Origin of the sequence: Comamonas sp. CAH-2 (genome assembly GCF_009668305.1) — a bacterium.
In the GTDB taxonomy this organism is placed as follows: domain Bacteria; phylum Pseudomonadota; class Gammaproteobacteria; order Burkholderiales; family Burkholderiaceae_C; genus Comamonas; species Comamonas aquatica.
Map to the genome: position 1 here is coordinate 26,887 of NZ_VSWF01000025.1, position 24,066 is coordinate 50,952.

Annotated in this window: 23 protein-coding genes and 1 pseudogene; 12 read left to right on the top strand and 12 right to left on the bottom strand. The window is 69.1% G+C overall.

What is annotated here, in order from left to right:
• Window positions 1-489, top strand: a complete 489-nt coding sequence (locus tag FYM52_RS13350) for a putative toxin-antitoxin system toxin component, PIN family (RefSeq protein ID WP_154164454.1) — start codon at window positions 1-3, stop codon at window positions 487-489.
• 115 nt (window positions 490-604) lie between these two features.
• Window positions 605-1,708 (top strand): 3-deoxy-7-phosphoheptulonate synthase, encoded by a 1,104-nt coding sequence (locus tag FYM52_RS13355; RefSeq protein WP_154164455.1) that lies wholly within the window; start codon window positions 605-607, stop codon window positions 1,706-1,708.
• Between the two features lie 153 nt (window positions 1,709-1,861).
• Here FYM52_RS13355 and FYM52_RS13360 read toward each other — a convergent pair whose 3' ends face one another.
• Complete coding sequence (locus FYM52_RS13360; protein WP_154164456.1) at window positions 1,862-2,866, bottom strand: isopenicillin N synthase family oxygenase; 1,005 nt, start codon at window positions 2,864-2,866, stop codon at window positions 1,862-1,864.
• Between the two features lie 427 nt (window positions 2,867-3,293).
• On the opposite strand from FYM52_RS13360, the gene FYM52_RS13365 reads away from it, so the two are divergent.
• The 3 genes from FYM52_RS13365 to FYM52_RS13375 all read left to right on the top strand — a co-directional run bounded on the left by FYM52_RS13365 (window position 3,294) and on the right by FYM52_RS13375 (window position 5,386).
• On the top strand, window positions 3,294-4,328 hold the full coding sequence (locus tag FYM52_RS13365; protein WP_154164457.1) for an ABC transporter substrate-binding protein: 1,035 nt from the start codon (window positions 3,294-3,296) through the stop codon (window positions 4,326-4,328).
• A complete protein-coding gene (locus FYM52_RS13370) occupies window positions 4,325-4,849 on the top strand; it encodes a nucleoside deaminase (RefSeq protein ID WP_154164458.1) in 525 nt (174 codons plus the stop codon). The genes FYM52_RS13365 and FYM52_RS13370 overlap by 4 nt, the downstream gene beginning before the upstream one ends.
• A 216-nt stretch (window positions 4,850-5,065) precedes the next feature.
• Window positions 5,066-5,386, top strand: a complete 321-nt coding sequence (locus FYM52_RS13375; RefSeq protein WP_154164459.1) for a multidrug efflux SMR transporter — start codon at window positions 5,066-5,068, stop codon at window positions 5,384-5,386.
• A gap of 91 nt (window positions 5,387-5,477) precedes the next feature.
• Here FYM52_RS13375 and FYM52_RS13380 read toward each other — a convergent pair whose 3' ends face one another.
• On the bottom strand, window positions 5,478-5,798 hold the full coding sequence (locus tag FYM52_RS13380) for a heavy metal-binding domain-containing protein (RefSeq protein WP_154164460.1): 321 nt from the start codon (window positions 5,796-5,798) through the stop codon (window positions 5,478-5,480).
• Between the two features lie 531 nt (window positions 5,799-6,329).
• Here FYM52_RS13380 and FYM52_RS13385 point away from each other — a divergent pair.
• Complete coding sequence (locus FYM52_RS13385) at window positions 6,330-6,968, top strand: response regulator transcription factor (protein ID WP_042417672.1); 639 nt, start codon at window positions 6,330-6,332, stop codon at window positions 6,966-6,968.
• A gap of 70 nt (window positions 6,969-7,038) precedes the next feature.
• Here the strand turns inward: FYM52_RS13385 and FYM52_RS13390 are convergent, their stop codons facing one another.
• Entirely contained in the window at window positions 7,039-7,458 is a 420-nt protein-coding gene (locus FYM52_RS13390; protein WP_154164461.1) for a RidA family protein, read from the bottom strand.
• Between the two features lie 133 nt (window positions 7,459-7,591).
• Between FYM52_RS13390 and FYM52_RS13395 the strand changes: the two genes are divergently transcribed.
• A complete protein-coding gene (locus FYM52_RS13395; protein WP_154164462.1) occupies window positions 7,592-8,530 on the top strand; it encodes a LysR family transcriptional regulator in 939 nt (312 codons plus the stop codon).
• 19 nt (window positions 8,531-8,549) lie between these two features.
• On the opposite strand, the gene FYM52_RS13400 is transcribed toward FYM52_RS13395, so the two are convergent.
• Complete coding sequence (locus tag FYM52_RS13400; RefSeq protein WP_231499184.1) at window positions 8,550-9,641, bottom strand: acyltransferase; 1,092 nt, start codon at window positions 9,639-9,641, stop codon at window positions 8,550-8,552.
• A 184-nt stretch (window positions 9,642-9,825) separates the two neighbouring features.
• Between FYM52_RS13400 and FYM52_RS13405 the strand changes: the two genes are divergently transcribed.
• The gene (locus FYM52_RS13405; protein ID WP_154164463.1) at window positions 9,826-10,254 is read left to right on the top strand and encodes a VOC family protein; all 429 of its coding nucleotides are present in this window, start codon (window positions 9,826-9,828) and stop codon (window positions 10,252-10,254) included.
• A gap of 78 nt (window positions 10,255-10,332) precedes the next feature.
• Here the strand turns inward: FYM52_RS13405 and dmeF are convergent, their stop codons facing one another.
• Entirely contained in the window at window positions 10,333-11,379 is a 1,047-nt protein-coding gene (gene dmeF, locus FYM52_RS13410) for a CDF family Co(II)/Ni(II) efflux transporter DmeF (protein WP_154164464.1), read from the bottom strand.
• 45 nt (window positions 11,380-11,424) lie between these two features.
• On the opposite strand from dmeF, the gene FYM52_RS13415 reads away from it, so the two are divergent.
• Window positions 11,425-11,700, top strand: coding sequence for a metal/formaldehyde-sensitive transcriptional repressor (locus FYM52_RS13415; RefSeq protein ID WP_083215376.1), 276 nt, complete (start codon window positions 11,425-11,427; stop codon window positions 11,698-11,700).
• Between the two features lie 4 nt (window positions 11,701-11,704).
• Here FYM52_RS13415 and FYM52_RS13420 read toward each other — a convergent pair whose 3' ends face one another.
• Window positions 11,705-12,109: a YkvA family protein gene (locus FYM52_RS13420; RefSeq protein WP_154164465.1), complete on the bottom strand. Its 405-nt coding sequence runs from the start codon at window positions 12,107-12,109 to the stop codon at window positions 11,705-11,707.
• A 190-nt stretch (window positions 12,110-12,299) separates the two neighbouring features.
• Entirely contained in the window at window positions 12,300-14,948 is a 2,649-nt protein-coding gene (locus tag FYM52_RS13425; protein WP_154164466.1) for a PAS-domain containing protein, read from the bottom strand.
• A 214-nt stretch (window positions 14,949-15,162) separates the two neighbouring features.
• Between FYM52_RS13425 and FYM52_RS13430 the strand changes: the two genes are divergently transcribed.
• Window positions 15,163-16,485 carry a dicarboxylate/amino acid:cation symporter gene (locus tag FYM52_RS13430; RefSeq protein WP_042417696.1) on the top strand — a complete coding sequence of 441 codons (1,323 nt, stop codon included), beginning with the start codon at window positions 15,163-15,165 and terminating at the stop codon, window positions 16,483-16,485.
• Window positions 16,486-16,629: 144 nt separating this feature from the next.
• On the opposite strand, the gene FYM52_RS13435 is transcribed toward FYM52_RS13430, so the two are convergent.
• The 3 genes from FYM52_RS13435 to FYM52_RS13445 all read right to left on the bottom strand — a co-directional run bounded on the left by FYM52_RS13435 (window position 16,630) and on the right by FYM52_RS13445 (window position 19,483).
• Window positions 16,630-17,583: a sensor domain-containing diguanylate cyclase gene (locus FYM52_RS13435; RefSeq protein WP_154164467.1), complete on the bottom strand. Its 954-nt coding sequence runs from the start codon at window positions 17,581-17,583 to the stop codon at window positions 16,630-16,632.
• Window positions 17,584-17,601: 18 nt separating this feature from the next.
• The gene (locus FYM52_RS13440; protein ID WP_154164468.1) at window positions 17,602-18,423 is read right to left on the bottom strand and encodes a hypothetical protein; all 822 of its coding nucleotides are present in this window, start codon (window positions 18,421-18,423) and stop codon (window positions 17,602-17,604) included.
• A 247-nt stretch (window positions 18,424-18,670) separates the two neighbouring features.
• The gene (locus FYM52_RS13445) at window positions 18,671-19,483 is read right to left on the bottom strand and encodes a hypothetical protein (protein WP_162524721.1); all 813 of its coding nucleotides are present in this window, start codon (window positions 19,481-19,483) and stop codon (window positions 18,671-18,673) included.
• 239 nt (window positions 19,484-19,722) lie between these two features.
• On the opposite strand from FYM52_RS13445, the gene FYM52_RS13450 reads away from it, so the two are divergent.
• The gene (locus FYM52_RS13450; protein WP_154164469.1) at window positions 19,723-20,544 is read left to right on the top strand and encodes a YecA family protein; all 822 of its coding nucleotides are present in this window, start codon (window positions 19,723-19,725) and stop codon (window positions 20,542-20,544) included.
• Window positions 20,545-20,740: 196 nt separating this feature from the next.
• Window positions 20,741-22,219, top strand: coding sequence for a SulP family inorganic anion transporter (locus FYM52_RS13455; RefSeq protein ID WP_154164470.1), 1,479 nt, complete (start codon window positions 20,741-20,743; stop codon window positions 22,217-22,219).
• An 88-nt stretch (window positions 22,220-22,307) separates the two neighbouring features.
• Here the strand turns inward: FYM52_RS13455 and FYM52_RS13460 are convergent, their stop codons facing one another.
• Entirely contained in the window at window positions 22,308-23,555 is a 1,248-nt protein-coding gene (locus tag FYM52_RS13460) for a L,D-transpeptidase family protein (protein ID WP_162524722.1), read from the bottom strand.
• Between the two features lie 26 nt (window positions 23,556-23,581).
• Window positions 23,582-24,066: pseudogene (locus tag FYM52_RS18660) on the bottom strand (hypothetical protein); the annotation flags it as partial.

Sequence of the window (24,066 nt, forward strand, 5' to 3'; positions counted from 1 at the left end):
ATGAAAATCGTGCTGAAGTGGCCGGCCTGCAACGCCGGCTACACCGGCCCCTGGCCGCGTCCGCTGGTGCTGGACACCAACGTGGTGCTGGACATGCTCATCTTTGACGATCTGCACATCCCGCCCATCCGCGAACTGGTGGCGCAGGGCGCCGTGCGCTGGATTGCCGACCAGGCCCAGCGCATCGAGCTGGAGCGCGTGCTGCACTACAGCCAGATCGCGCCGCGCGTGGCCTTCTACGGCAAGACCGCCGAGGGCGTGCTGGCCGCCTTCGACGCCGCGGTGAGCTATGTGGCCGAGGCGCCCAAGATCCGCTTCACCTGCACCGACCCCGACGACCAGCATTTCCTGGACCTGGCCAGCCAGCACCAGGCCCTGCTGGTCAGCAAGGACAAGGCCGTGCTCAAGCAGCGCAAGCGCGTGGCCACCACCTACGGGGCGACCGTGGGCAACCTCGTGCTGCTGGAAGCGGCGCTGGCCGAGGCCTGAGCCTGGCGATGGCGGCCCCTGGGGCCGCGCTTGGCACCCCGCCCACCAGGGCCGCAGCGGCGGCACGGAACGGGGCGAGTGCGCGGGGGCACGCGCATGGCGCGACAATAGCGGGATGAACGCCCCCACCCACACCAAACCCGCCGCCTTGTCCACGGTGGACAAGACCCGCATCGACGACACCCGCATCAAGACCGTGCGGCCCCTGCTCACGCCGGCCTTGCTGGAAGAGTGGCTGCCTGCCACCGAGCAGGCGCTGGCGCTGGTGGAGCACAGCCGCCGAGCCATCTCGCGCGTGCTGCATGGGCAGGACGACCGCCTGATCGTGGTGGTCGGGCCGTGCTCCATCCACGACCACGAACAGGCCATGGCCTATGCGCGCCAGCTCAAGCAGCAGGCCGATGCGCTGCAGGACGACCTGCTGATCGTCATGCGCGTGTACTTCGAGAAGCCACGCACCACCGTGGGCTGGAAGGGCTACATCAACGACCCGCACCGCGACGACAGCTTCGCCATCAACGAGGGGCTGGAGTTGGCGCGCAAGCTGCTGCTGGAGGTGGTGGAGCTGGGCCTGCCGGCCGGCACCGAGTTCCTGGACCTGCTGTCGCCGCAGTTCATCAGCGACCTGGTCAGCTGGGGCGCCATCGGCGCCCGCACCACGGAGAGCCAGAGCCACCGCCAGCTGGCCAGCGGCCTGTCCTGCCCTGTGGGTTTCAAGAACGGCACGGACGGCGGCGTCAAGGTGGCCAGCGACGCCATCCAGGCCGCGCAGTCGTCGCACGCCTTCATGGGCATGACCAAGATGGGCCAGAGCGCGATTTTCGAGACCCGCGGCAACCAGGACTGCCACGTCATCCTGCGCGGCGGCAAGCAGCCCAACTACAGTGCCGCCGATGTGCAGGCGGCCTGCGAGATGCTGGTCAAGGCCGGCCTGCGCCCGCAGGTGATGGTGGACCTGTCGCACGCCAACAGCAGCAAGCAGCACCGCCGCCAGATCGACGTGGCCGCCGATGTGGCGCAGCAGATCGCGGGCGGTGACGCGCGCATCACTGGCGTGATGATCGAAAGCCACCTGGAAGAAGGCCGCCAGGACATCGTCGAAGGCCAGGAGCTGGCCTATGGCGTGTCGCTGACCGACGCCTGCATCAGCATGGCGCAGACCGTGCCGGTGCTGGAGCAGCTGGCCGCCGCCGTGCGCGCCCGCCGCACCCAGCCGTAAAGAACGCAGCGCACCGCGCCCGCCCCCAGCCACTTTCAGCCCCGTAGCGTGCTGAAAGTGGCTTTTTGCTTGCGCAGGCAGCTATCTTTTTGACAGGCCTGTGCGGCGGCGTACCCCGGGCCGGGTAGAGTGCCCGGGCACGGCGGGCTGCGCTCAGTACTTGTTGGAGAAGTTGGCGCTGATGCGCTGCTTCAGGTACTCGGCGGCGGTGATGTCCGGGTACTTGCCGCCGGGGCTGCGGATCACCACGTCCTCATTGGCCTGGCAGAAGAAGGCCAGGCTGTAGCGTGCGCCCTGGTACTCGTGCGCGGCGGGGTGCTTCACGCGGTGGAAGTTGGAGGGCAACTGGTCATCGCTCCAGCGCATCAGCATGTCGCCGATGTTGCAGGTGATCACGCCCTGGGCGGGCTCCACCGGCGTCCAGGCGCGGCCCTGCATCTCCTTGCCGGGCAGCACCTGCAGGCCGCCCTGGCCGGGGCGCTGGAACAGCAGGGTCAGGCAGTCGAAGTCGGTGTGTGCGCCGGCACGCCAGGTGCCGGGCGTGTGGGCGCCGTCCTGGGCAAAGTAGTGCAGCATGCGCAGCGTGCTTTGGTAGTGCGGGCTGTCGGGCGCATGCGCCCGTGCGAAGAAATCGCTGTCAAAGCCCAGCCTGTCGGCAAAGCAGGACAGCACCTGCATGCCGACCTGCCAGCACTTGGCCTCGAAGGCCAGCGCGGCCTGCTGGAAGCCGGGCAGCTCCTGCTCCGACGGCCACAGCCCGGCCATGCGCGGGCGGGTGATCTGGTAGGACTCCTTCTGGTCGGCCGTGCCGGTGGACGGGCGGATCTGCGACAGGCTTTCCCAGCCCGCGTTGCGCGACAGCGGCCACTGCGCCTTGGTCGCCGTGGGGAGGGCGAAGAAGGATTCGGACAGGGCGAAGGCGTCGTCGATCTCGGCGTTGCTGATGCCGTGGTGGTCGATCTGGAAGAAGCCGATTTCGGTGGCCGCGCTCCACAGCTGCTCGGTGATCTCGGCCTTGCGCGCGGCAAAGTTCGACAGGTCGATGCGGCGGATGTCGCGCTGCAAGGTTGTGCCTTCGCTGCCCATGGTGGACTCTTTGCGCAACTCTTCAAGGGCGTAGTCGGGCGCGGCAGCGGGGGTGGGGTGGATGGCTGGCATGGCAAGGGCTTTCAGGGGCAAGAGGTGGAAATTCCTGCTCGCCCGGCCTTGCACCGGGGTGGTGCGCTCAGCGGGACGGTCAGGCCTGTTGCGGTGCACGCAGGCACCGCACGCTGAGCAATTTCCGGCCGTGCCCGCCGGCCAGGCTGGGGACACTGCTGAACGCTTCTACTCGTGCACCTTGATTCAAGCCAAAACCGTGCCAGGCCGCGCTGCGCCACCTTTGCGCTGTCGCAAGGCGCGCTGGCATGCGATGTGCTTGGCAGGGTGCTGAGTAGAAGCGTTCAGCACACCACGGCCCTGGCCGTGCCGCCGGAAATTGCTCACCCCCACGGCTGCAGGACGGCGTGGACGGGGTGGGCCAGCCTGGCGCGCGCACCCCGTCTGCCCCGGCTTGCAGCACATCCCCCGATGAAGGAGTTTTGCCATGCAACGCCGCCACTTTTTGCGCTCTGTGTCTTCCCTGTCCGCCGCTGCGGCCCTGGTGCCCGCCCACACCTGGGCGCAGGGGGCCAAGCCCGCCCTGACCCCTGTGAAGTTCACCCTGGACTTCAAGGTCACCAGCCAAACCGCACCGTTCTTCCTGGCTGCGTCCAAGGGCTACTACGCCCAGGAGGGGCTGGACGTGCAGATCGACGTGGGTGCGGGCTCGGTGGCGTCGCTCACGCGCGTGGCCTCCGGGGCCTACGACCTGGGCCTGGGCGACATCAGCGCGCTGATCGAGGCCCACGCCAAGGGCAGCCTGCCCGTGCAGGCCGTCTACCAGTACTACAACCGCGCGCCCTTCGTCATCATCGGCCGCAAGGACCGGGGCATCACCACCCAGATGGCCAGCCTCAAGGGCAAGAAGGTGGCCGCTGCGGCCGTGGAATCCACGCGCCGCAGCTGGCCCATGGTGGCCGAGCAGCAAAAGCTGGGCAGCGACTTCTTCGAATGGGTGACCACCGACTTCAGCGCGCGCGACAACGTCATGGTGCGCGGGGACGTGGACGCCGCCACCTACTTCCACGACTCGGCCGTGTCGCTGTTCCAGCGCATGCCGCCCGAGCAGCTGAGCGTGCTGTCCTATGCCGAGGCCGGCGTGCACCTGTACGGCAATGCCATCGTGGCCAGCACCGCACTGATGAAGGACAAGCCCGAGCTGGTGCGCGGCTTCCTGCGCGCCACCCAGCGTGCCCTGCTGGACGCCCTGGCCAACCCGGCCGAAGCCCTGGCGGCGGTGCGCGCCCGCGAGCCCATGCTGCGCGACGACCAGGAGCGCGCGCGCTGGGCCATCACGCGCACTTACCTGGCGAACGCCGAAACCGCCCAGGTTGGCCTGGGCCGCATCCAGCCGGCCGTGCTGCAGCAGCAGATCGCACAGATTGGCAAGACCTTCGGCCTGCCACAGCTGCCCACGGTGCAGGCCGTGTGGAACACCGGCTTTCTGCCCACGGCCGTGCAGCAAGGGGCGGGCGCATGACCGCGGTGACAGCACCTTCCGTGGCCACCTTCCCGGCCGAGCAGCCCGTGGCCGAGCGCGACGCCACCTACCTGCGCCAGGCGATTGCCCTGTCGCGCACTGCGCGCCAGCGCGGCAACCGGCCCTTTGGCTCGGTCATCGTGGCGCCGGACGGCACGGTGCTGGGCGCGGGCTGGAACAGCAATGGCGAGTCCGGCGACTGCACCGCGCATGCCGAGGTGCAGGCCATTCGCGAGGCCTGCCAGCGCCACGACCGCACGGCCCTGGAGCAGGCCACGCTCTACGCTTCTGGCGAGCCCTGCGTGATGTGCGCGGGCGCCATCTTCTGGGCCAACATCCGCCGCGTGGTGTATGGCATTGACGACCAGCGCCTGCGCGTGTTCCGCGGCGAGCGCCTGGACCAGCGCGATGTGGAGCTGTCCTGCCGCGACGTGTTCCGTGCCGCGCCGTTCTCGGTCGAGTGCACGGGCCCGTCCCTGGTGGACGAGGCCAGCCAGCCCCACGTCGGCGCCTGGAGGTAGGGCGCGAGCGCGCGCCGCGGCCCGGGCGCCACTGTGGCGTGGCAACCACCCAGGCGCTGCCCGGGCTTGGGGTGGCGCGCGGGCCACGGGCGCAGGGGCGGCCTACACTGGCTGCAGCTTCACAGCCGCGCGCTGTGCCACCAGGGACGGCCCTGGCGGAATCCACATCCGGGGACGGCCCCTGTGCGGTGCCTGGCACCGCCAAGGAGCAGGGTCATGGCATGGTGGTATCTGTTGGTGGCAGGGGTGTTGGAGGTGGTGTGGGCCTACACCATGAAGCAGTCGCAGGGCTTCACACGGCTGCTGCCCAGCGTGATCACCGGCGTCACCATGGTCGCCAGCTTCGGCCTGCTGTCACTGGCCATGCGCACGCTGCCCTTGGGCACGGCCTACACCATCTGGACCGGCATCGGCGCCGTGGGCGCCTTCGTGGTTGGCATCACGGTGCTGGGCGAGCAGGTCAGCGGCCCGCGCGTGCTGGCGGCCGTGTTGATCGTCAGCGGCCTGGTGCTGATGAAGCTGTCTGCCACCGAGTGAGCGCGGGGTGCCCGCAGGTCCGTGCGGCGCGTGACCGTGGTGCCCCTCTTGAATGCAGCCGCTGCGGCGGCCCTCCCTTTGCCGGGGTCGGTCAGGCCAGCACCACGGCTGTGCCGCTGGCGGACACCATCAGCATGCTGTGCCCCGTGCCCAGGATGGCGTAGTCCAGGTCCACGCCCACCACGGCGTTCGCCCCCAACTGGGTGGCGTGGGCCTGCAGCTCCTGCAGCGCCAGTTCGCGCGCCTTTTGCAGTTCGCGTTCGTTGGAGCCCGCGCGCCCGCCCGTCAGGTAGCGGATACCGGCAAACATGTCCTTGAACACATCGGTGCTGAGGATGACCTCCCCCGCGACCACGCCGCAGTACTTGCTGATGTGCTTGCCTTCCACGTTCGGGGTGGTGGTGATGATCATGGGGCCTCCAGGCGCGCCTGCGCATGACGGCATGCTCCAAGGGCGCAGGGCGTGCGCGGTGTAGGACGCAGGCCGAAAGCACCGCGCAACCCCGACCAGACCCGGACCAGCGTGCCCGGCCCAGGCCGGCGGGCTGTGGCGCGATGCCCACACCTGGCGCAGGTGGCATGTTGCGGTGCAAAAAAAATCGCATGTGGTTTATACTTATGTCTACGGGTTATCACTTAGAGGTTATCCCGAGGTTGTGCGGTGGTTGAGATGCCCGCCCACAGCCCCCAAGCAAGGCATCTCGTATTTACAGAAAGAAGACTGTCATGCGCCAAGCCCTCAACACCGTGATCGAGTTGATCCAAGCAGCCCGCGCTGCCCACCTGGAAATCGCCAGCCAGTAATCCGGCCCTGGCGGCAGCCGCTGCGGCTGCCTGACAAATGCAGTGACAAATGCCCTTCAGCCGCAGGCTGCGGGGCATTTTTGTTGGGGGTTTGCGCCGACAGGGGGTGTGGATATGACCCGCATGGCAGACTCGCGCCATGCCCCACCCCACCTTGCTGGTCGCCGACGACCATCCCCTGTTCCGTGCCGCGGTGCTGCACGTGCTGCGCGAACGCTTTGCGCAGTACCAGACGCTGGAAGCCGCCAGCGCCATGACCGTGAGCAGCACGCTGCAGGCCCACCCCGAGGTGGAGCTGGTGCTGCTGGACCTGACCATGCCGGGTGCGCGGGGCTTTTCCACGCTGCTGCATGTGCGCGGCGAGTACCCCGAGATCCCGGTGGTCATCATCTCCTCCAACGACCACCCGCGCATCATCCGCCGGGCCCAGCAGTTCGGGGCGGCGGGCTTCATCCCCAAATCGGCCCCGGCCGAAGACATCGCGGCCGCCGTGGCGGCGGTGCTGGACGGTGGCAGCTGGTTTCCGCCGATGGCGGCGGAGCGCTCTGAGGCCGACGCCGAGCTGGCGGCGCGCCTGGCCCAGCTCACGCCGCAGCAGTTCCGCGTGCTGCTGTGCATTGCCGATGGCCTGCTGAACAAGCAGATCGCGCACGAGCTGGGGCTGGCCGAGAACACCGTCAAGGTGCATGTCACGGCCATCCTGAAGAAGCTGGCCTGCTACTCCCGCACCCAGGCCGCGGTGCTGGTCAAAAGCCTGGAAAACGACCGCGAGGCCTGAGTGGCGCAGGCCCCAGGCGGGGCCACCTTTCATTGGTGTTTTTGGGTGTTTGCCCAATGCTGTCAAGCGCCTACAGCTCTGGTTTTTGAGTCTCCGGGGGCAGCTTGGCGATGACCTTGATTTCCAAGATGAAACCGGACAGCCAGGTGACGCCGACGCCGGTTAGCGCGGGGTAGGGCGCCTCGCCCCAGTAGTGGGGCAGGATGCGCCAGATGCGTTCGAGCTGCTGTGGCGGATCGACGAGGAAGACCGTGACATCGACCACATCGTCAAAGCTGCAGCCGGCGGCCTGCAGCACCGCCTGCAGGTTCTGGAAGGCGCGGTGCACCTGGGCGTCCAGGTCGGGTTCGGGCGAGCCGTCTTCGCGGCTGCCGACCTGGCCGGAGACAAACAGCCAGCCACCGCAGCGCACCGCCGGGGAGTAGCGGTGGCGCTCGTACAGGGCGTGGCGCCCGGGTGGAAAAACAGCATCGCGCAGGGGTGGGTGCATGGGGTATCCAGGGTGATAGCGTCCCGCAGGGACAATGCAGCCACTGTAAGAATCTGGAGCCCGCAGATCGAGGGCCAACCCGTGCCAACACTGTTTGTGAAATCCCAACAATCCCTTTGCCCCTGGAATGCCCATGGACCGTTTTGATGCCATGCAGGCCTTCGCCCGTGTGGTGGAGGCTGGCAGTTTCACCCAGGCCGCGCAGACGCTGCACATGGGCCGCGCCACCGTGACCCAGCTGGTGCAGCAGCTCGAGGCGCGGCTGCGCGTCAAGCTCTTGCACCGCACCACGCGCAGGCTGCGCCTGACGGAGCAGGGTGCCCTCTACTACGACCGGGTGTGCCGGGTGCTGGCCGAGCTGGAGGAGGCCGAGTCCCAGCTCTCCAGCGCGGCCCACCAGCCCCGTGGCCGCCTGCGCGTGGACGTGCCCAGCCCGCTGGCGCAGCGGGTGCTGATCCCGGCGCTGCCGGACTTCTTTGCGCGTTATCCGGAGATCCAACTGGAGCTGGGCGTCAGCGACCGCAATGTGGACCTGCTGCGCGAGCGGGTGGATTGCGTGCTGCGCGGCGGCAGCATCGACAGCCCCGGCCTGGTGGCGCGCCAGGTCGGCAGCCTGCGCCTGGGGGTGTATGCCGCCCCGGCCTACCTGCAGCGCCATGGCACCCCGGCGCACCCGCAGCAGCTGGCCGGCGACGGGCACCACATGGTCGGCCTGCTGCAGTCGCGCACCGGCAAGCCGCGGGTGGCCACGCTGCGGCGGGGCGCGGAGTCGGTGGCCCTGCCCGCGCGCTACGTCTGCGCGGTGGACGACGGCAACGCCTATCTGGCGGCCGGGCTGGCCGGCCTGGGGGTGGTGTGCGTGCCCGACTACATGGCCCAGCCGCACGTGGCCTGCGGGGCCTTGCAGCCGTTGTTTGCCGACTGGCAACTGCCCGCCATGCCGCTGTCGATCGCCTATCCGCCGCAGCGCCACGTGAGTGCGGCCTTGCGGGCCTTCATCGACTGGGTGGTGGCCTTGATGGCTGTGCACGTGCCCCGGCCGGTGGATGCACCGCCCGCAGCGCCGGACTGAGGCGAGTGCGAAGCGCCGCTCAGAGCGTGGCGGCCACCCAGCCGGTGGCCAGCACGCCCAGCTGCCAGTTGCGCCACAGCTGCCAGGTGGGCGTGGCCTGTTCGGTCCAGCGGAACAGCTGGGCGCCGGCCAGCACCGATAGCAGCACGGCCGCCAGCAGGCCCAGGGCATTGGCGGTCACGCTCTGGGGCCAGTGCAGGGTGACCAGGGCGTTCACCAGCAGGCTGGTGGGGAAGTGGATCAGGAAGATGGCGTAGGAGCGCTGGCCCATCCAGGTCAGCAGCGGCCATTGCGGCCAGCGGCCGGCGGGCAACCACAGGCCCTGCAGCACCAGCGCCAGGGCCGTGACGCCGGCGATGGCGATGCGGGTGCGCCACTCCAGCAGCAGGGCGCTGCCGGTCAGCAGCAGCATCAGTGCCACCCAGCCCCAGCGCTGCCAGGGGTGGGGCTTGTGCGTGGCCCACCAGGCCATCATGCCCAGGCCGTAGGCGCCGAGGAAGTACAGCGCCCACACATCCAGGCTGCTGTCCAGGTTCCAGACCCACAGCGAGGCGGCCGTGGCCAGCACCAGACCGGTCTGGCCCAGCGCGGGCCAGCGTGGCAGGCGGCGGCTGCACCACAGCCAGACCAGGCACAGGGCGTAGAGCTGGAAGTCGATGGCCACGTACCAGACGCCGGCCGACAGGGCTTCCCAATCGCCCAGGCTTTGCACCAGCAGCAGGTGGGCCAGCACCGCATCCCAGGTCGGCGTGGCGGAGACTGAATCGTGGTCAAAGCCCCAGCTGCGCACCACCTCGTTGACCACGATGGCGCAGGCCAGGGCGGCGCTGTAGGGCAGGCACAGGCGCACGAAGCGCTTGCCCAGCACCGGACCGATGTCGGCATGCCGGGCCTGGCCCTGGGGCGCCAGCGCGGCGGCGGCCCAATAGCCGCCCAGCACCAGGAACAGCTGCACGGCCATGCGCCCATACTCGTCCAGCCAGCCCAGCAGGCCGGGCCACAGCGGGCGCAGCACGTCGGACATGGGGCCGTAGAAAGCCAGGTGGTGGCAGACGATGACCAAGCAGGCCACGGCCTTGACGTGGTCCAGGGCGGTATTGCGGGAAGTCACTATCCAGAGGGTGTGTTAGGTGTTGTTCTCCTCCCTCAACGCGCCAGGGGGGCGAATGGCTGACACGCGGCTTGCGGCACCCGGTGGCAGGCGCGCGGGTGGTACTGGCGGGCCGGGCAGGCTGGCTTGAGGCGTGCCGGCCCTGGCGCTACAGTGGGCCATCCCTGTTTCACCGGAGTACGGTATGCAAATCAACGAGATCCACCGGGGTCGCCTGATCGACCATGTGCAGCTGGTGGTGCGCGACCTGCCGCGCACCCAGGCCTTCTACACCGCCGTGCTGGCGGCGCTGGAGGTGCCCCTGGGCGGCACGGGGGAGGGCTACTTCTGGGCGGACGAGCTGTTTGTGACCGGTGCCGACAGCGAGGCCGCGCTGGGCCAGCTGACCGGGCGCCACCACCTGGCCTTCCAGGCCCGGGACCGGGCCATGGTCGATGCCTTCTACCAGGCCGCGCTGGCCCACGGTGGCCGCGACCACGGCGCTCCCGGGGAGCGCGCCTACCACCCGGGCTACTACGCGGCCTTTGTGCTGGACCCCGATGGCAACAACATCGAGGCCGTGTTTCACGGCGAAGCCCAGCGCAGCGCACCTTCCGTGCACATCCGCTTCTAGGCGGCGGGCCGGGTCAGCGCAGATTCGCATGAAATAAGCCGTGGGCCCAGGTGGAATCAGCGTGGGCAGCTCTGCTTTTTAGGGTGCTGCGGGGCGGGGCCGTGGCTGCGCAGGCTGCTCCGCTTCCATCGGCCTCAGTGCCGGCGGCGCCGGGTTGATCTCCACCGTGATGTGCACCAGCTCCTCGTGGATGGCGAGCTGCTGGCGGATGGCGTCGGGCGTCACGCCGTCGCGCGCCTCCAGGGCCACGATGCAGGCGTACAGGCCCTTGCCCACGCGCCAGACATGCAGGTCGGTCAGCACCACCGGCTGCGGCGCGGCCGCCAGGACGTCACGGATCTCCTGCACCACGGGCGCATCCATCTCGGCGTCCAGCAGCACCCGGCTGCTGTCGCGCAGCAGGCCCAGGGCCCAGACGGCCACCAGCACCGCACCGACCAGGCCCATGGCCGGGTCCAGCCAGGCCGCGCCCCAGAGCATGCCGCCCAGCAGGGCCAGGATGGCCAGCACCGAGGTGGCCGCGTCTGCGACCACGTGCAGGTAGGCCGCGCGCAGGTTCAGGTCTTCGGGCGCGTGGTCATCGGCGTGGCCGACGGGGTGGTGCCCGTGGTCATGACCGTGATCGTGACCATGATGATGATGGTGGTGGTGGCCGCCGCGCAGCAGCCAGGCGCAGGCCAGATTCACCGCCAGGCCCAGGCCGGCCAGGGCGATGGCCTGGGCGTAATCGATGGCCAGGGGCGCGCGCAGCCGGTCCAGGGACTGCACCGCCATCCAGCCGGCGACGAACAGCAGCAGGATGGCGCTGGTGTAGCCCGCCAGCACTTCCAGCTTCCAGGTGCCGAAGGCGAAACGGCGGTCGCCCGCCAGGCGCCGCGCCGCCACATAGGCCCCCACCGACAGGCCCAGCGCCAGGGCGTGCGAACTCATGTGCCAGCCGTCGGCCAGCAGCGCCATGGAGTGGAAGTAGTAGCCGCCGCCGATCTCCAGCACCATCATGGACAGGGTCAGCCAGACCGCCAGCGTGGTGTTCTTTTCCGCCAAGGGGTTGCCCGTGTCGAAGCGGTGGCTGTGGGACCGGGGGCTGGGTGACAAGGGATTCAGGGTTATGGAATCGGTGTGCATTTTTATACTGTACCCCAGTATATTGTCACCCCTAGAATAGGGGCCATGTCACACACCCTGCAGAACCGAAAACCCTTGCTGGCCCGCATCCGGCGCATCAAAGGCCAGACCGAGGCGCTGGAGCGCGCGCTGGAGAACGCCGAGGACTGTGCGGTCATCCTGCAGCAGCTGGCGGCGGTCCGTGGGGCCGTCAACGGCCTGATGCTGGAGGTGCTGGAGGGCCATGTGCGCGAACACCTGGGCGCGCCGGACGTGCCCGAGGCCCAGCGCGCCCAGGACCTGGACCTGGTGGTGAAGGTGCTGCGCTCGTACGTGAAGTGAGGGGCTAGGCGCCGCCGCCAGTGCGTGCGCGCCACCACAGCCAGGCCGCCACGGCGGCGGCCAGCCACAGCAGCACGATGGCCACGGCACCGGCGGTGCTGCGGGGCTTGCGGCCCGTGGTGTGCATCCAGGCCTCTGCCTGGGCGCGGCAGGCCGCCAGCACGGGCGGCGGCAGCAGCCGCAGGCTCAGCCAGATCAGCCCCGGCAGCAGCAGGACGTCGTCGACAAAGCCCAGCACCGGGATGAAGTCCGGGATCAGATCGATCGGGCTCAGGGCGTAGGCGACGACCAGCACGCCCAGGGCCTTGGCATGCCAGGGCGTGTTCGGGTGCCGGCCGGCGAACCACAGGGTCAGGCCGTCGCGCTTGAGGCGTCGGGCCCAGGTTTTGAGGGTGTCGAGCAATTGCATCTGCAAGGTAGGGAAAAGGCCGGGGGCCAATATGCCGCAGATTGTAGGGACGGCCCTGCGGTACGCAGGCCTGTCCGTCGCACAGGCCCTGTTGCGTCTGCACGCAAAAAACAGAGCTGCCGGCGCAGGCTGCATCAGCGCTGGAGGCCTGAAAGCCTGTGCATCATCTGCGGCGCCGTGGCGCCGGGCCTCAGCCTTCGCGGATGCGCAGCAGCATCTGGCTCATCAGGGCGCGCAGGGCCGGGGGGCGCACCGGCTTGGCCAGAAAGCCCCAGCCCTTTTCCGCGGCCTGGCGGCGCAGCGAGGCATCGCGCTCGGCCGTGACCAGGATCACCGGCGGGGTCTGGCCCCAGCGTTCACACAGCTGGGCGTAGACCTCGGGGCCGTACAGGTCGCCGCCCAGGTGCACGTCCAACAGCAGCAGCTGGGGCACGCTGTCGGGGCCGGCCAGGGCCAGCGCTTCGTGCGGGCCGCCGGCGAACGGCACATGGCAGCCCCAGCGCTCCAGCAGGGCGCCGGTGGCGCTGCAGGTGCCGGGGTCGTCGTCCACGTACCAGGCGACGCCGCCCTGCAGCGGCGCATCGTCGGTGTGGACGGTGACCTGCGGGCGGGCCGTGGGCTGCAGCGCGGCGCGGTCACCCAGCGGCACCTTGACCCAGAAGACGCTGCCCTGGCCGACCTCGGAGCGCAGGCCGATCTCGTGGCCCAGCAGCCGGCCCAGGCGCTCCACGATGGCCAGTCCCAGGCCGGTGCCGCGGTCGTCGGCGTGGCCTTCGTCCAGGCGGCGGAACTCCTCGAAGATTTCCTTTTGCAGGCTCAGCGGGATGCCCGGGCCCTGGTCGTGCACCTCGATGCGCAGGAACTGGCCCTCGCGGCGGCAGCCCACCAGGATGCGGCCGCGGCGCGAGTAGCGGATGGCGTTGGAGACGAAGTTCTGCACGATGCGGCGCAGCAAGGCCTCGTCGCTGCGCACCACGTAGTGGCCGGGGCGCGTGCGCAGCTGCAGGCCTTCGCTTTGCGCCAGCATGGCGAAGTTGTTGTGCACCACGTGCAGCAAGGCATCCAGCGTGAAGTCGCGCACGTGCACCTCCAGCTGGCCCGATTCCATGCGGGCGATGTCCAGCAGGCTGGTCAGGATGGCGTCCTGCGAGGCCAGGGCCGCCTCGATGCTGTCGACCACGTGGCGCCCGGCCTCGTCGCGCACATGGGCCGGCAGCAGGCTGGTGAACATGCGTGCGGCGTTCAGCGGCTGCAGCAGGTCGTGCACGGCGGCGTTGACGAAGCGGGTCTTGTAGCGGTTGGCCTCTTCGGCCTCGCGCTTGGCGGCGGCCAGGTCGCGGGTGCGCTCCACGATGCGCTGCTCCAGCGCATCGGCCAGCGACCGCAGCTCGCGCGCGGCGTTCTTGTAGCTGGTGATGTCGGCGTAGCTGGTGACGAAGCCGCCGTCCGGCAGCGGGTTGCCGCGGATCTCCAGCACCGTGCCGTCGTCCTTGGCGCTTTCATGCAGGTGGGGCTTGCCGCTGCGCAGGTGCTGCAGGCGGCGCTGGATGGCCTCTTCCATCGGCGCCGGGCCCAGCAGGCCACGGCGGGCGTTGTAGCGCAGCAGGTCCTCGATCGGGCGGCCCACCTGCAGCAGCTCGGACGGGTAGCGGAACAGCTGCAGGTAGCGTGAATTCCAGGCCACCAGGTTCAGTTCGGCGTCGATGATGACCACGCCCTGGGGCAGGTGCTCTAGGCTGCGCGACAGGCCGGTGTCGGCCTGCTTGGCGGCCTGGACGATGCCGTCCTGGGCGGTGCGCAGCTCCTGCGCGTGCTGGCGCAGCACGGTCTCCAGCTCCTGGCGGCTGCGCTGGCGCACGCGGGCCAGGCGCTGGCGCTGGCGCACGAACAGCACCAGCAGCCCACTGGCCAGCCACAGGCCGCCGGCCGCGGCAGCCGCCCAGATGCTGGTCTGCAGGCTGGTGCGGATGTCGTGCAGCAGGTGCATCTTCCAGCCGCTGTGCGGCAGCTCCAGCGTCTGCAGCAGCATGCGGCCCGGCAGGTCGCTGTCGCGCAGGCGCACCAGCTGGCCGCCGTTGTCCAACTGCTTGCGCACGTCGAAGTGCAGTGGCGTCAGGGTCTGGCCCTCGTACTGGCGCGTGGCGGCCAGCATGGCCAGGTCCTCGGATGAAAGCGGCTGCAGCAGCCGGTAGCGCCAGGATTCGCGGCTGGTCAGGAAAATCACGCCGTGCTCATCGGCCACCACCACCACGTCGGTGGTGCGCAGCCACTGTCGCTCCAGCTCATGCAGGGCGATCTTGATGGCCACCAGGCCGATCACCTGGCCCCCCTCGTCGTAGATGGCCTGCGACAGGAAGTAACCGGGCTCGCCGGTGGTGGTGCCGATGCCGTAGAAGCGCCCGCTGCCCGTGGTCAGGGCCTGCTGCACGTAGGGGCGGAAGTTGTAGTCCTCGCCCACGTTGTTGCGCGGCGAGCGCCAGTTGCTGGCGGCCACGGCAATGCCATGGCGGTCGATCAGGGTCAGGGTGGAGGCCTGGCTGGCGCCGTTGGCCCGCTCCAGCTTGCGGTTCAGGTAGTTCACATCGCCCGCCGACAGCGGGTGCTGCAGCGCGGCGCGCAGCTCGTTGTCCAGGGACAGCACCTCGGGCAGGGTGCGGTAGCGGTCCACGCGCTGGGTTAGCCCCTGGGCGCGCACCGCGAGCTGGCGCAGGTAGTTCTCGCTCTCGGCCAGCAGGGTCCGCTCCCAGGTCAGCCAGCCCGCGGTCAGCATGCTCAGCAGCATGCCCAGCAGCAAGGTGGCGACGGTCCAGACGGTGCGGCGGCGAAGGGGGAACAACATGGCCTCCAGTGTGCCCGTTCGGGCGTCTGGGCGTGCGTGGCGGGTGCTGGGCAGGGGGTGAAATCGTTCGTATTTCTACGTAGAAAAGCGGCTTTCTTGCAGCAAAAAGGGGGCCTCTAATACCAATAGGTTATCGGCGTGGGCGCGGCGCAGCAGTACAACCCCGGCAGTTGCACCCCCGGGTGCGTTTTTTTGGACTTCCGGAACACCTCGCATGCATGCCGTCCCCGCTGAAGCAATGAACACCCTGAAGCTGCCGTTCTACCGCCAGCTGTATTTCCAAGTGGTTGCCGCCATCATCATCGGCGTGCTGCTGGGCTATTTCGAGCCCGCCTATGGCGAGGCCATGAAGCCGCTGGGCGATGCCTTCATCAAGCTGATCAAGATGATCATCGCGCCGGTGATCTTCCTGACCATCGTCACTGGCATCGCCGGCATGACCCAGCTGTCCACCGTGGGCCGCGTGTTCGGCAAGGCCATGGCGTACTTCCTGACCTTCTCCACGCTGGCGCTGGTGGTGGGCTTGGTGGTGGCCAACGTGTTTCAGCCCGGTGCGGGCATGAACATCAACCCCGCCGACCTGGACCAGAAGGCCGTGCAGGGCTTCGTGGCCAAGTCGCACGACATGACGCTGGTCGGCTTCGTGATGGACATCATCCCCAAGACCCTGATCAGCCCGTTCGTCGGTGACAACATCCTGCAGGTGCTGCTGGTGGCCGTACTGTTCGGCGTGTCGCTGGCCATGGTGGGCGATGCCGGCAAGCCCGTGCTGAACTTCTTCGAAGCCCTGACCAAGCCCGTGTTCAAGCTGGTGAACATCGTGATGAAGGCCGCCCCCATCGGTGCCTTCGGCGCCATGGCCTTCACCATCGGCAAGTTCGGCCTGGGTTCGCTGCTGAACCTGGCCGAGCTGGTGCTGACCTTCTACATCACCTCGGCCATCTTCGTGCTGGTGGTCCTGGGCGCCGTGGCGCGTGCCTGCGGCTTCTCGGTGATCAAGCTGATCCGCTACCTGAAGGAAGAGCTGCTGCTGGTGCTGGGCACTTCGTCGTCCGAATCGGCCCTGCCTTCGCTGATGGAAAAGATGGAAAAGGCCGGCTGCAAGAAGTCCGTGGTCGGCCTGGTGGTGCCCACCGGCTACTCGTTCAATCTGGACGGCACCAACATCTACATGACGCTGGCGGCGCTGTTCATCGCCCAGGCCACCAACACCGAGCTGACGCTGGGTCACCAGATCGCGCTGCTGCTGGTCGCCATGCTGTCGTCCAAGGGCGCGGCCGGCGTGACCGGCGCGGGCTTCATCACCCTGGCCGCCACCTTGGCCGTGGTGCCCGAAGTGCCCGTGGCCGGCATGGCCCTGATCCTGGGCGTGGACCGCTTCATGTCCGAGTGCCGTTCGCTGACCAACTTCATCGGCAACGCCGTGGCCACCGTGGTCGTCTCGCGCTGGGAGAAGGGCGTGGACATGGAACGCCTGCACGCTGCGCTGGATGGCAAGCCCCTGCCGGCGCTGGATGCCGTGCCCGCCAAGGCCTGAGGCCGAGCGCGCTGCCCGACCCCGAAGCCCCGCTCAGCGGGGCTTTTTTCATGCCCCCCAGGCGCTGGGTGATGCTGTACCTAATCGGTCGCTGGCCGAGGTGTAGTGAGCGCAGGGTGCTATCTTTTGCGATGACTGAGCGGTCTACAGCAGCACCGCCTGCGCGACCACGCGGTTGCGTCCGGCGTTCTTGGCTGCGTACAGCAGTTGGTCCACTGCGTGCACGAAGCCGGCGCAATCCTGGCCGGGCTGCGGCACCAGGCTGCCCGCGCCGATGCTGACCGTGACCTGCTGGCCGAAGGGCGAGCGGGCGTGGGGAATGGCCTGCTCCTGCAGCAGGCGGCGAAAGCGCTCGGCCACCTGCCGGGCGATGTCCAGGCCCACCTTGGGCAGCAGCACCACGAACTCCTCGCCGCCATAGCGCGCCACCAGGTCGTTGCACTTGTCGCAGACCTGGGCCAGCGCCTGTGCCACCTGGACCAGGGCCTGGTCGCCGGTCTGGTGGCCGTAGCAGTCGTTGAGCTGTTTGAAGAAGTCGATGTCCAGCACCAGCAGCGACAGCGGCGTCTGCGTGGCCTGGGCCTGGGTCCAGGCCTGCTCCAGCGCCTCGTCGAAACGGCGGCGGTTGGCCACGCGGGTCAGGCTGTCCTGGTAGGACAGGGCCTGCAGTTCGCGCTGCAGTGCCAGCAGCCTTTGCTCGGTCTGCTTGCGCTCGTGGATGTCGAAGATGAAGCCGACCAGGGCCTCGGTGCCGCCCTGCGCATTGCGCAGCACGTGCACCGTCTCGCGCACCCAGACATAGCGCTGGTCGGCCGTCAGCGCGCGGTAGTCGGCCTCGTGGTCGACGCCGGCCTGCGACAGCTCCACACAGCGGCGGACCACCTGGTCGCGCTCGTCGGGGTGGATGCGGTCGATCCAGTCCTGCACTGTGCCCCAGTCGTCGGTGCGCCAGCCCAGCAATGCCTCGATCTGGGGGCCGACGTAGACGTAGCGCTGGCTGGCCCAGTCGATCTTCCAGGGGATGGCCTGGGTGGACTCCAGCAGCGTGCGGTAGATATCGTCCTGGTCGAAGGGCTGGGGTGGGGGCAGCTGGGGCATGGGGCGCGACCTCCGGGCTCAGGCGCTGTGCTGCGGCGCCTGCGCGGGCGGACGGCTGTGCACCGTGGGCAGCGGGTTCCAGTACCAGCGGAAGGAGTCGTCGTTCTCGCGCAGCAGGGTCTGGGTGTGCACGCGGTCCTGGAACAGGTCGCCCCAGCAGGCGCGTGCCGAGTTCCGGTTGTTGTGCAGGTCCACGCAGGGGGCCGTGGCGCTGCCGGGCTGCGCCGGCAGGAACACGCTCCAGCCCTGCGGGATCCACAGGTCGGCCATGCAGATGCGGCCTTCGGCGGGCCAGTAGCGCGCCACGCTCAGCACCAGGGGCTTGACCGGGTCGCAGGAGATGAAGAGGTGCGGGAAGTCGTGGTGTTCCAGGTCGGTGCAGATGGTGGTGCACAGGCGGTTTTGCGTGCCCTGGTAGGGCGACCAGTGGCCGGCAAACACGCCGTACTCCAGGTGCATGTGCTGCAGCTCGGGGAAGCGGCTGTCAATGCGCAGCCCCTGGCCGGGCTGGATGACGGTGATGCCGAAGGCGGCGGCATGCTCCGCGGTGGCCCACAGCGGCTCGAACACCACCTCCTCGGCGGCCAGGTCCAGCTCGTACTCTACGCCAAAGCCGGGCGACAGCTTGGTGTTGCGCAGGCCGCGCACGGTGTAGGGACGGCCTGCCTGGGCCTGGGGGTTGCAGGGCGCGGGCTGGATCAGCGTGGCCTCGGGGGGCAGCCGGTCCAGGTAGCAGGGCTCGCCCCCGGCGTTGTAGAAGAACGGGGTGAGTTCCAGGCTCACGGTGCGCGATTGCAGCTCGCGAATCAGCAGCGGGGGATCGAAGTGGTCTTGCGTCATGGGTCCCAGCAGGGCGGCAAAGCGCTCGATCCTAGGGATTCCCGGTGACGGTCGCTATCGCGCACGGGGGGCGATCAACGGTCAAAAAGCACAAAATAGCTTATTGCTATTGCGTTGAGTGCTATGTTATTTTTCCGACCAGCGGTCGTTCAGTTGCTCGCCGGTGTGGGGTGGCCGCATCCGCCATGCTGGCGCCGCTTGGTGCCGTGCGGCATGGGCCGGTCTGTGGCCGGTGACCGGCGGGGGCTCAGCGGTCGGCGCGCACCAGCTCGAAGGCGCTGCGCAGGCGCTGTGCGTCGCGGCCCAGCCGGCGGCTGTCGGGCAGGCGGCCGGCCCATGCCATGCGCGCGATGGAGGCGTGCAGCAACTCGCGCGCGTCGGGCGACAGGGTGCTGACCCAGGCCTGCCACTGCGCGCGCGCCGGCTCCAGCGCCCCGGCCTGCGCCAGGATCCAGGCCGTGGAGTGGGCATAGCACAGGGCATCGCGGACCTGGCACACAGCCAGGGGCAGGTGGGCGGCCGGGTCGTCCTCGAAGTCGATGTAGCCGATCACGCCATCGGGGCAGCGCACCAGGTTGCGCGCAAAGGCCTGGCTCAGGCAGGTGCCGGCCTTATGCACCTTGGCAATCGCCTGCAGGCCCTGCTTCCACAGTGCCAGCACGGTGTGGGCGCCGCGTGGCATGGCTTCTTCCATCGCATTGCCCAGGTTGGGCGTTGCCTGGCCGGGTGCGCCCAGGTGGCGCATGACAAAGCCGTCGGCACAGTGCGCCAGCACGGTGGGCACGCGCAGGCCGCGGCGCTGCAGGTCCTGCAGGCGCGCCACCTCGATGGCCATGGCCGCGCGCCCGCCGGGGTTGGGCACGGGGGTGAGCACGGGCATGCGCAAGGCCTTGGCGGCCGCGCCCAGCACCCGCAGGCGCCAGCCCGGCACGGTGGCGCCGGCCCGTTTGACCCACAGGCTCTCCCCGTCCACGTCGTAGCGCATGACGCTGTGCGGCTGGCTGTGCACATGGGCGTGCAAGAAGGCGTCGTAGTCGGTGGCGGTTGCGGAAGCAGGCACAGGCAGTCGGTCCAGAAAAACAGGGGCCTGCAGGCAGGCCGGTGGTCGGTGCGGCGATTGTGCCTTGTTCGCCGGGGGCTGCGCGCGGGTCGACAACGCCAGGGTGCGCGACGCGGACTTGGCCTGCGGGCTACACTGCGCGGCAACGGCGCTGCATGCCTGCGCATGCCGCCACCTTCCGGCCCCCGCGACGGCCCTGCCATCGCCCCGGCCCTCCCCCCGCACACCGACACCGTCCCATGACCGATACCCCTGACACCCTGGAACCCCAATCCGCCCTGAGCACCGAGATGCTGGAGGAGCTGGACGCGATGCTGGAAGCCATGCGCGAGCGCGCCGAGGAAATCCCCCAGTGGGAGTTCTGCGACGGCTTCCTGGCGGCCATCGTCTGCACCCGTCGCGAGATCCCCGCCACCGAATGGCTGCCCATGCTGCTGGGTGACGGCGAGGCGCTGAGCGTGGCCGAAGGCCAGCCCCTGCCCAAGCTGGAAGCCTTCCTGGACGAGGCCCAGCAGGCCCGTTTCCTGGAACTGGCCGCGCTGCGCATGGCCGAGCTGCGCACCCAGCTGGACACCGAAATCAAGTCCCTGCAGGACGAGGCCGCCTTCCAGCCCGAAGTCATGGACACCCGTGGCGCCGTGCTGATGCTGCCCGAGGCCGAGCGTGCCGAGCTGGCCGATGAGGAGATCCCGTCCTTCGCCCAGGTCTGGGCCCTGGGCTTCATGTTCGTGGTGGAAAACTGGGCCGAGGAATGGGCCGCCCCGCGCGACAAGGAAGCCGCGCAGATGCTGGATGCGGCCATGGAATTCGTGGTCGACCTGACCGAGGACGACGACGGCGAGCCCGCGCTGAACCTGTACGCCGAGGAAGGCCCCGCCTCCACCAGCCAGGAGCGCCTGGACGCGTTCGGCGAAGCCATCTGGGCCGTGTACGACCTGCGCCAGCTGTGGCGCAGCATCGGCCCCCGCGTGGAGGCCGTGGTCAAGGGCGACCAGCCCGGCCGCAACGATGCCTGCAGCTGCGGCAGCGGCAAGAAGTTCAAGAAGTGCTGCGGCGCCTGATCGCCTGAATGCCGGAACGCCGGGGTGGAATCCGTCCCGGCACGCTTCTTGAAAAGGAGCTGCTGGCGCTGGTATGCAAAGGGTTTCAGATGGTTTTATCTCTGAAACTCAGCCATATCCAGCGCTGGCAGCTCCTTTTTTGTGGGTGACCACCAGGTCACGCTCCGCCCACCGCCCCCGCTCGTTGCATCTGTCCATGTCCTTGCCCCTGCTTGCCCGCCTGCGTGCGGAATGGGCGCCCAGCATTCCGCGCGAACTGCTGGCCGGCGCCGTCGCCACCTTCGCCCTGATTCCGGAGGTGATCGCCTTCTCCTTCGTCGCCGGGGTCGATCCGTCCGTGGGGCTGTTTGCCTCCTTTGTCATCAGCATCGTCATCGCCATCTTCGGCGGGCGCCCGGCCATGGTGTCGGCGGCGGCAGGCTCGGTGGCCCTGGTGGCGGCACCGCTGGTGGCGGCGCACGGCCTGCCCTACCTGTTTGCCGCCGGCCTGCTGGCCGGGGCCCTGCAGATCGTCTTTGGCCTGTGCAAGCTGGGCGTGCTGATGCGCTTTGTCTCCAGCTCGGTGCGCACCGGCTTTGTGAATGCGCTGGCCATCCTGATCTTTGCCGCCCAGTTGCCGCACCTGCACGGGGCGAATGCGCCCACCTGGGCCCTGCTGGCGCTGGGCCTGCTGCTGATCTACGGCCTGCCGTGGCTGGGCCAGCGCCTGGGGCTGAAGCTGTTCACCCTGATTCCCTCGCCGCTGATCTGCGTGGTGGTGCTGACCGTGTTGGCGGCGCTGCTGGGCCTGCCCGTGGCCACGGTGGCCGATTTGGGGCGTTTGCCCGAGGCGCTGCCGCAGTTCGGCCTGCCCGCGGTGCCCGCCAGCCTGGAGACGCTGCGCATCATCTTGCTGCCGGCGCTGGCCATTGCCATGGTCGGACTGCTGGAGTCGGTGCTGACCGCCGCCGTGGTCGACGAGATGACCAACACCCCCAGCGACAAGAACCGCGAATGCACGGGCCTGGGCCTGGCCAACATGGCCTCCAGCGTCTTCGGTGGCATTGCCGGCTGCGGCATGATCGGCCAGGCCGTGGGCAATGTGAAATACGGCGGGCGCGGGCGCCTGTCCACGCTGTTTGCTGGTGTGTTCCTGCTGGTGCTGATGGTGGCGCTCAAGGACTGGGTGTCGCAGGTGCCGGTGGTGGCCTTGGTGGCCATCATGGTGATGGTCTCAGCTTCCACCTTCGACTGGAAGTCGCTGGGCAACCTGGTGCGCCACCCGCGCCTGTCCAGCGGTGTGATGCTGGCCACGGTGGCCATCACCATCGCCACGCACAACCTGGCGGCGGGCGTGATCACCGGGGTGCTGCTGTCGGGCGTGTTCTTCACCTTCAAGGTGGCGCACATGCTGCAGGTGCGCCATGCGGATGATCCGGCCACCGGGGCGCGCACCTGGTGGGTCAGTGGCCAGGTGTTTTTTGCCTCGGCCGATGCGCTGGTGGAAAGCTTCGACGTGCGCGCCGTCGCCGGGCTGCCGGTGCGCATCGACGTCAGCGGCGCGCATTTCTGGGACATCACCGCCGTCGGCGCCCTGGACAAGGTGGTGCAGCGCCTGCAGCAGCATGGCTGCACGGTGGAACTGGTGGGCCTGGACGCCCAGAGCCAGCGCCTGGTGCAGCGCATGAAGACCTGAGCGGGCCCAACCCTGGGCCGGATACCAAAAAGCCCGCTGGCGCGATGCGAGCGGGCTTTTTTGCGGGGTGTCGCGCGGCGCGTGGTTCTCAGCTCAGCACATCTTCCGAGAAGATCTGCCAGCGCCCGTCCTGCTTGCGCCAGTACTGGCGCACGGTGGGGCTGTTGCCGCCCTTGGTGGCCACATGCAGGTTGACGATGCGGATCTCGCCAGCGGCCTCGCGCCAGTTGTAGACCGACATGTCATCGATCGCCAGGTTGGCCAGCGGGCCGTACGAGGACAGGCGGCTGCGGCGCTTGCTCAGCGGCTCGGCCCCGGCCAGCTCGGCGCTGTACAGCGCCGACAGGCGCTGCGTGTCGCCCTGGCGCCAGGCCGCCTGCCACTGCTCCAGGCCCTGCATGAAGCTGTCCTGCTTGTGCTGCTGGGTGGTCCACTGCGGGGTGACCCAGTCCAGCTTTTCCGCGATCAGCACCGGCGTGCGGCGGTCGATGGACTCCATCAGGAAGCTGATGTCCGGGTTGGACAGCACCACGCAGCCATCGCTGGCCTGGGGCACGCGCGCGAACTGGTCGGAGGGCACGCCATGCAGCCAGATGCCGCTGCCGGTGCGGCCCTGCAGGCGGTCCCAGTCGTTGGGGTAGTTGACCGTCAGCGCGCCCTTGCCATACAGCTCGGGCAGCTTCTCGCCAGGGATCTGGCGGCCGACGAAGTACACGCCCAGCGGTGTGCGCTGGTCGCCTTCGGCGCGCTTGTGCACGCCGTTGCGGCCCACGGTGACGTAGAAGTTGGAGATCAGCTCCATGCCCTGCGGGCCGTTGGCGAACACGTACAGCCGCGAGCGGCTGGCATCCACGGCGATCGCATGCCGCACCGAGGGGCTCAGGTGCAGGAAGTTGCTGGGGATCATGCCCGGCGGCGGCAGGTCGACCGCGGCCTGGCGGCGGCGCTGCAGCTCACTTTGCAGGCCCTGGAAGAACTCGGGCGGGGCAATGCTCTGGTCGGCCACGCTGCGGTTGCTGATGCTGGGCGTGGTCTGCGTCTGGGCCAGCTGGGCGCCCATGGGGCCGCTGCCGGTGCGCATGCGCAGCAGGTCGGCATAGAGCAACTGGGCGGCGCGGAAGTTGGGCACCTCCTCGGTCAGCTCGGCGACGGCGCGCAGGGCGGCGTTGATTTCGCGGCGCTCGATCTGCGCCAGGATGGCGACCAAGCGCTGTTCGGCACGCGCCAGCTCCTGGGCCTGCGAGGAGGCCCAGACGGTGGAGGTCCAGCCCAGGCTGCCAGCCAGCGCGGCGCCGGCCAGGCAGGTGGCCAGCCAGCGCGGGCGGAGGGTGGGCAAGGGGCTACGGATCGGATCGCGGGACATTAGCGGCCTGTTTCTTCTCGGACGATGCGCCACTGGTTGCCCTCGCGCTGCATGCGCAGGGTCTTGCGGGTGGTGGCCTTGTAGCTGCCGGAGGCGTAGTACTGCTGGAAGCTGGCTGACGCCTTGTCGCCGTCCAGCGTGACCTTCAGGTTGCGCACCGCCACGGTGATGGCGTCGCGGCCCACGATGCGGTCCTTGCGCTCCTGCTTCCAGGCCGCCAGGGTGCCGCCCTGGGGATCGAAGCGGGGGCTGTAGGCCGCGTAGTAGGCGTTGATGTTCTGCTGCTCCCAGGCCTTGGCCCAGGCCAGCACGGCCTTTTCCACCGCGTCGACGGCCTGCTGGTGGGCCGAGGGGCCTTCCTTGGCCTTCTCGGTCTTGTCGGCCTTCTCGACCACGGCGGCGGCCGGGGCGGCAGGCGCAGGCGGGGTGGCCGCGGGCGCCGGGCTCGCGGGGGTGGCCTGGGCCACGCGGGCCGGGGCGGGTG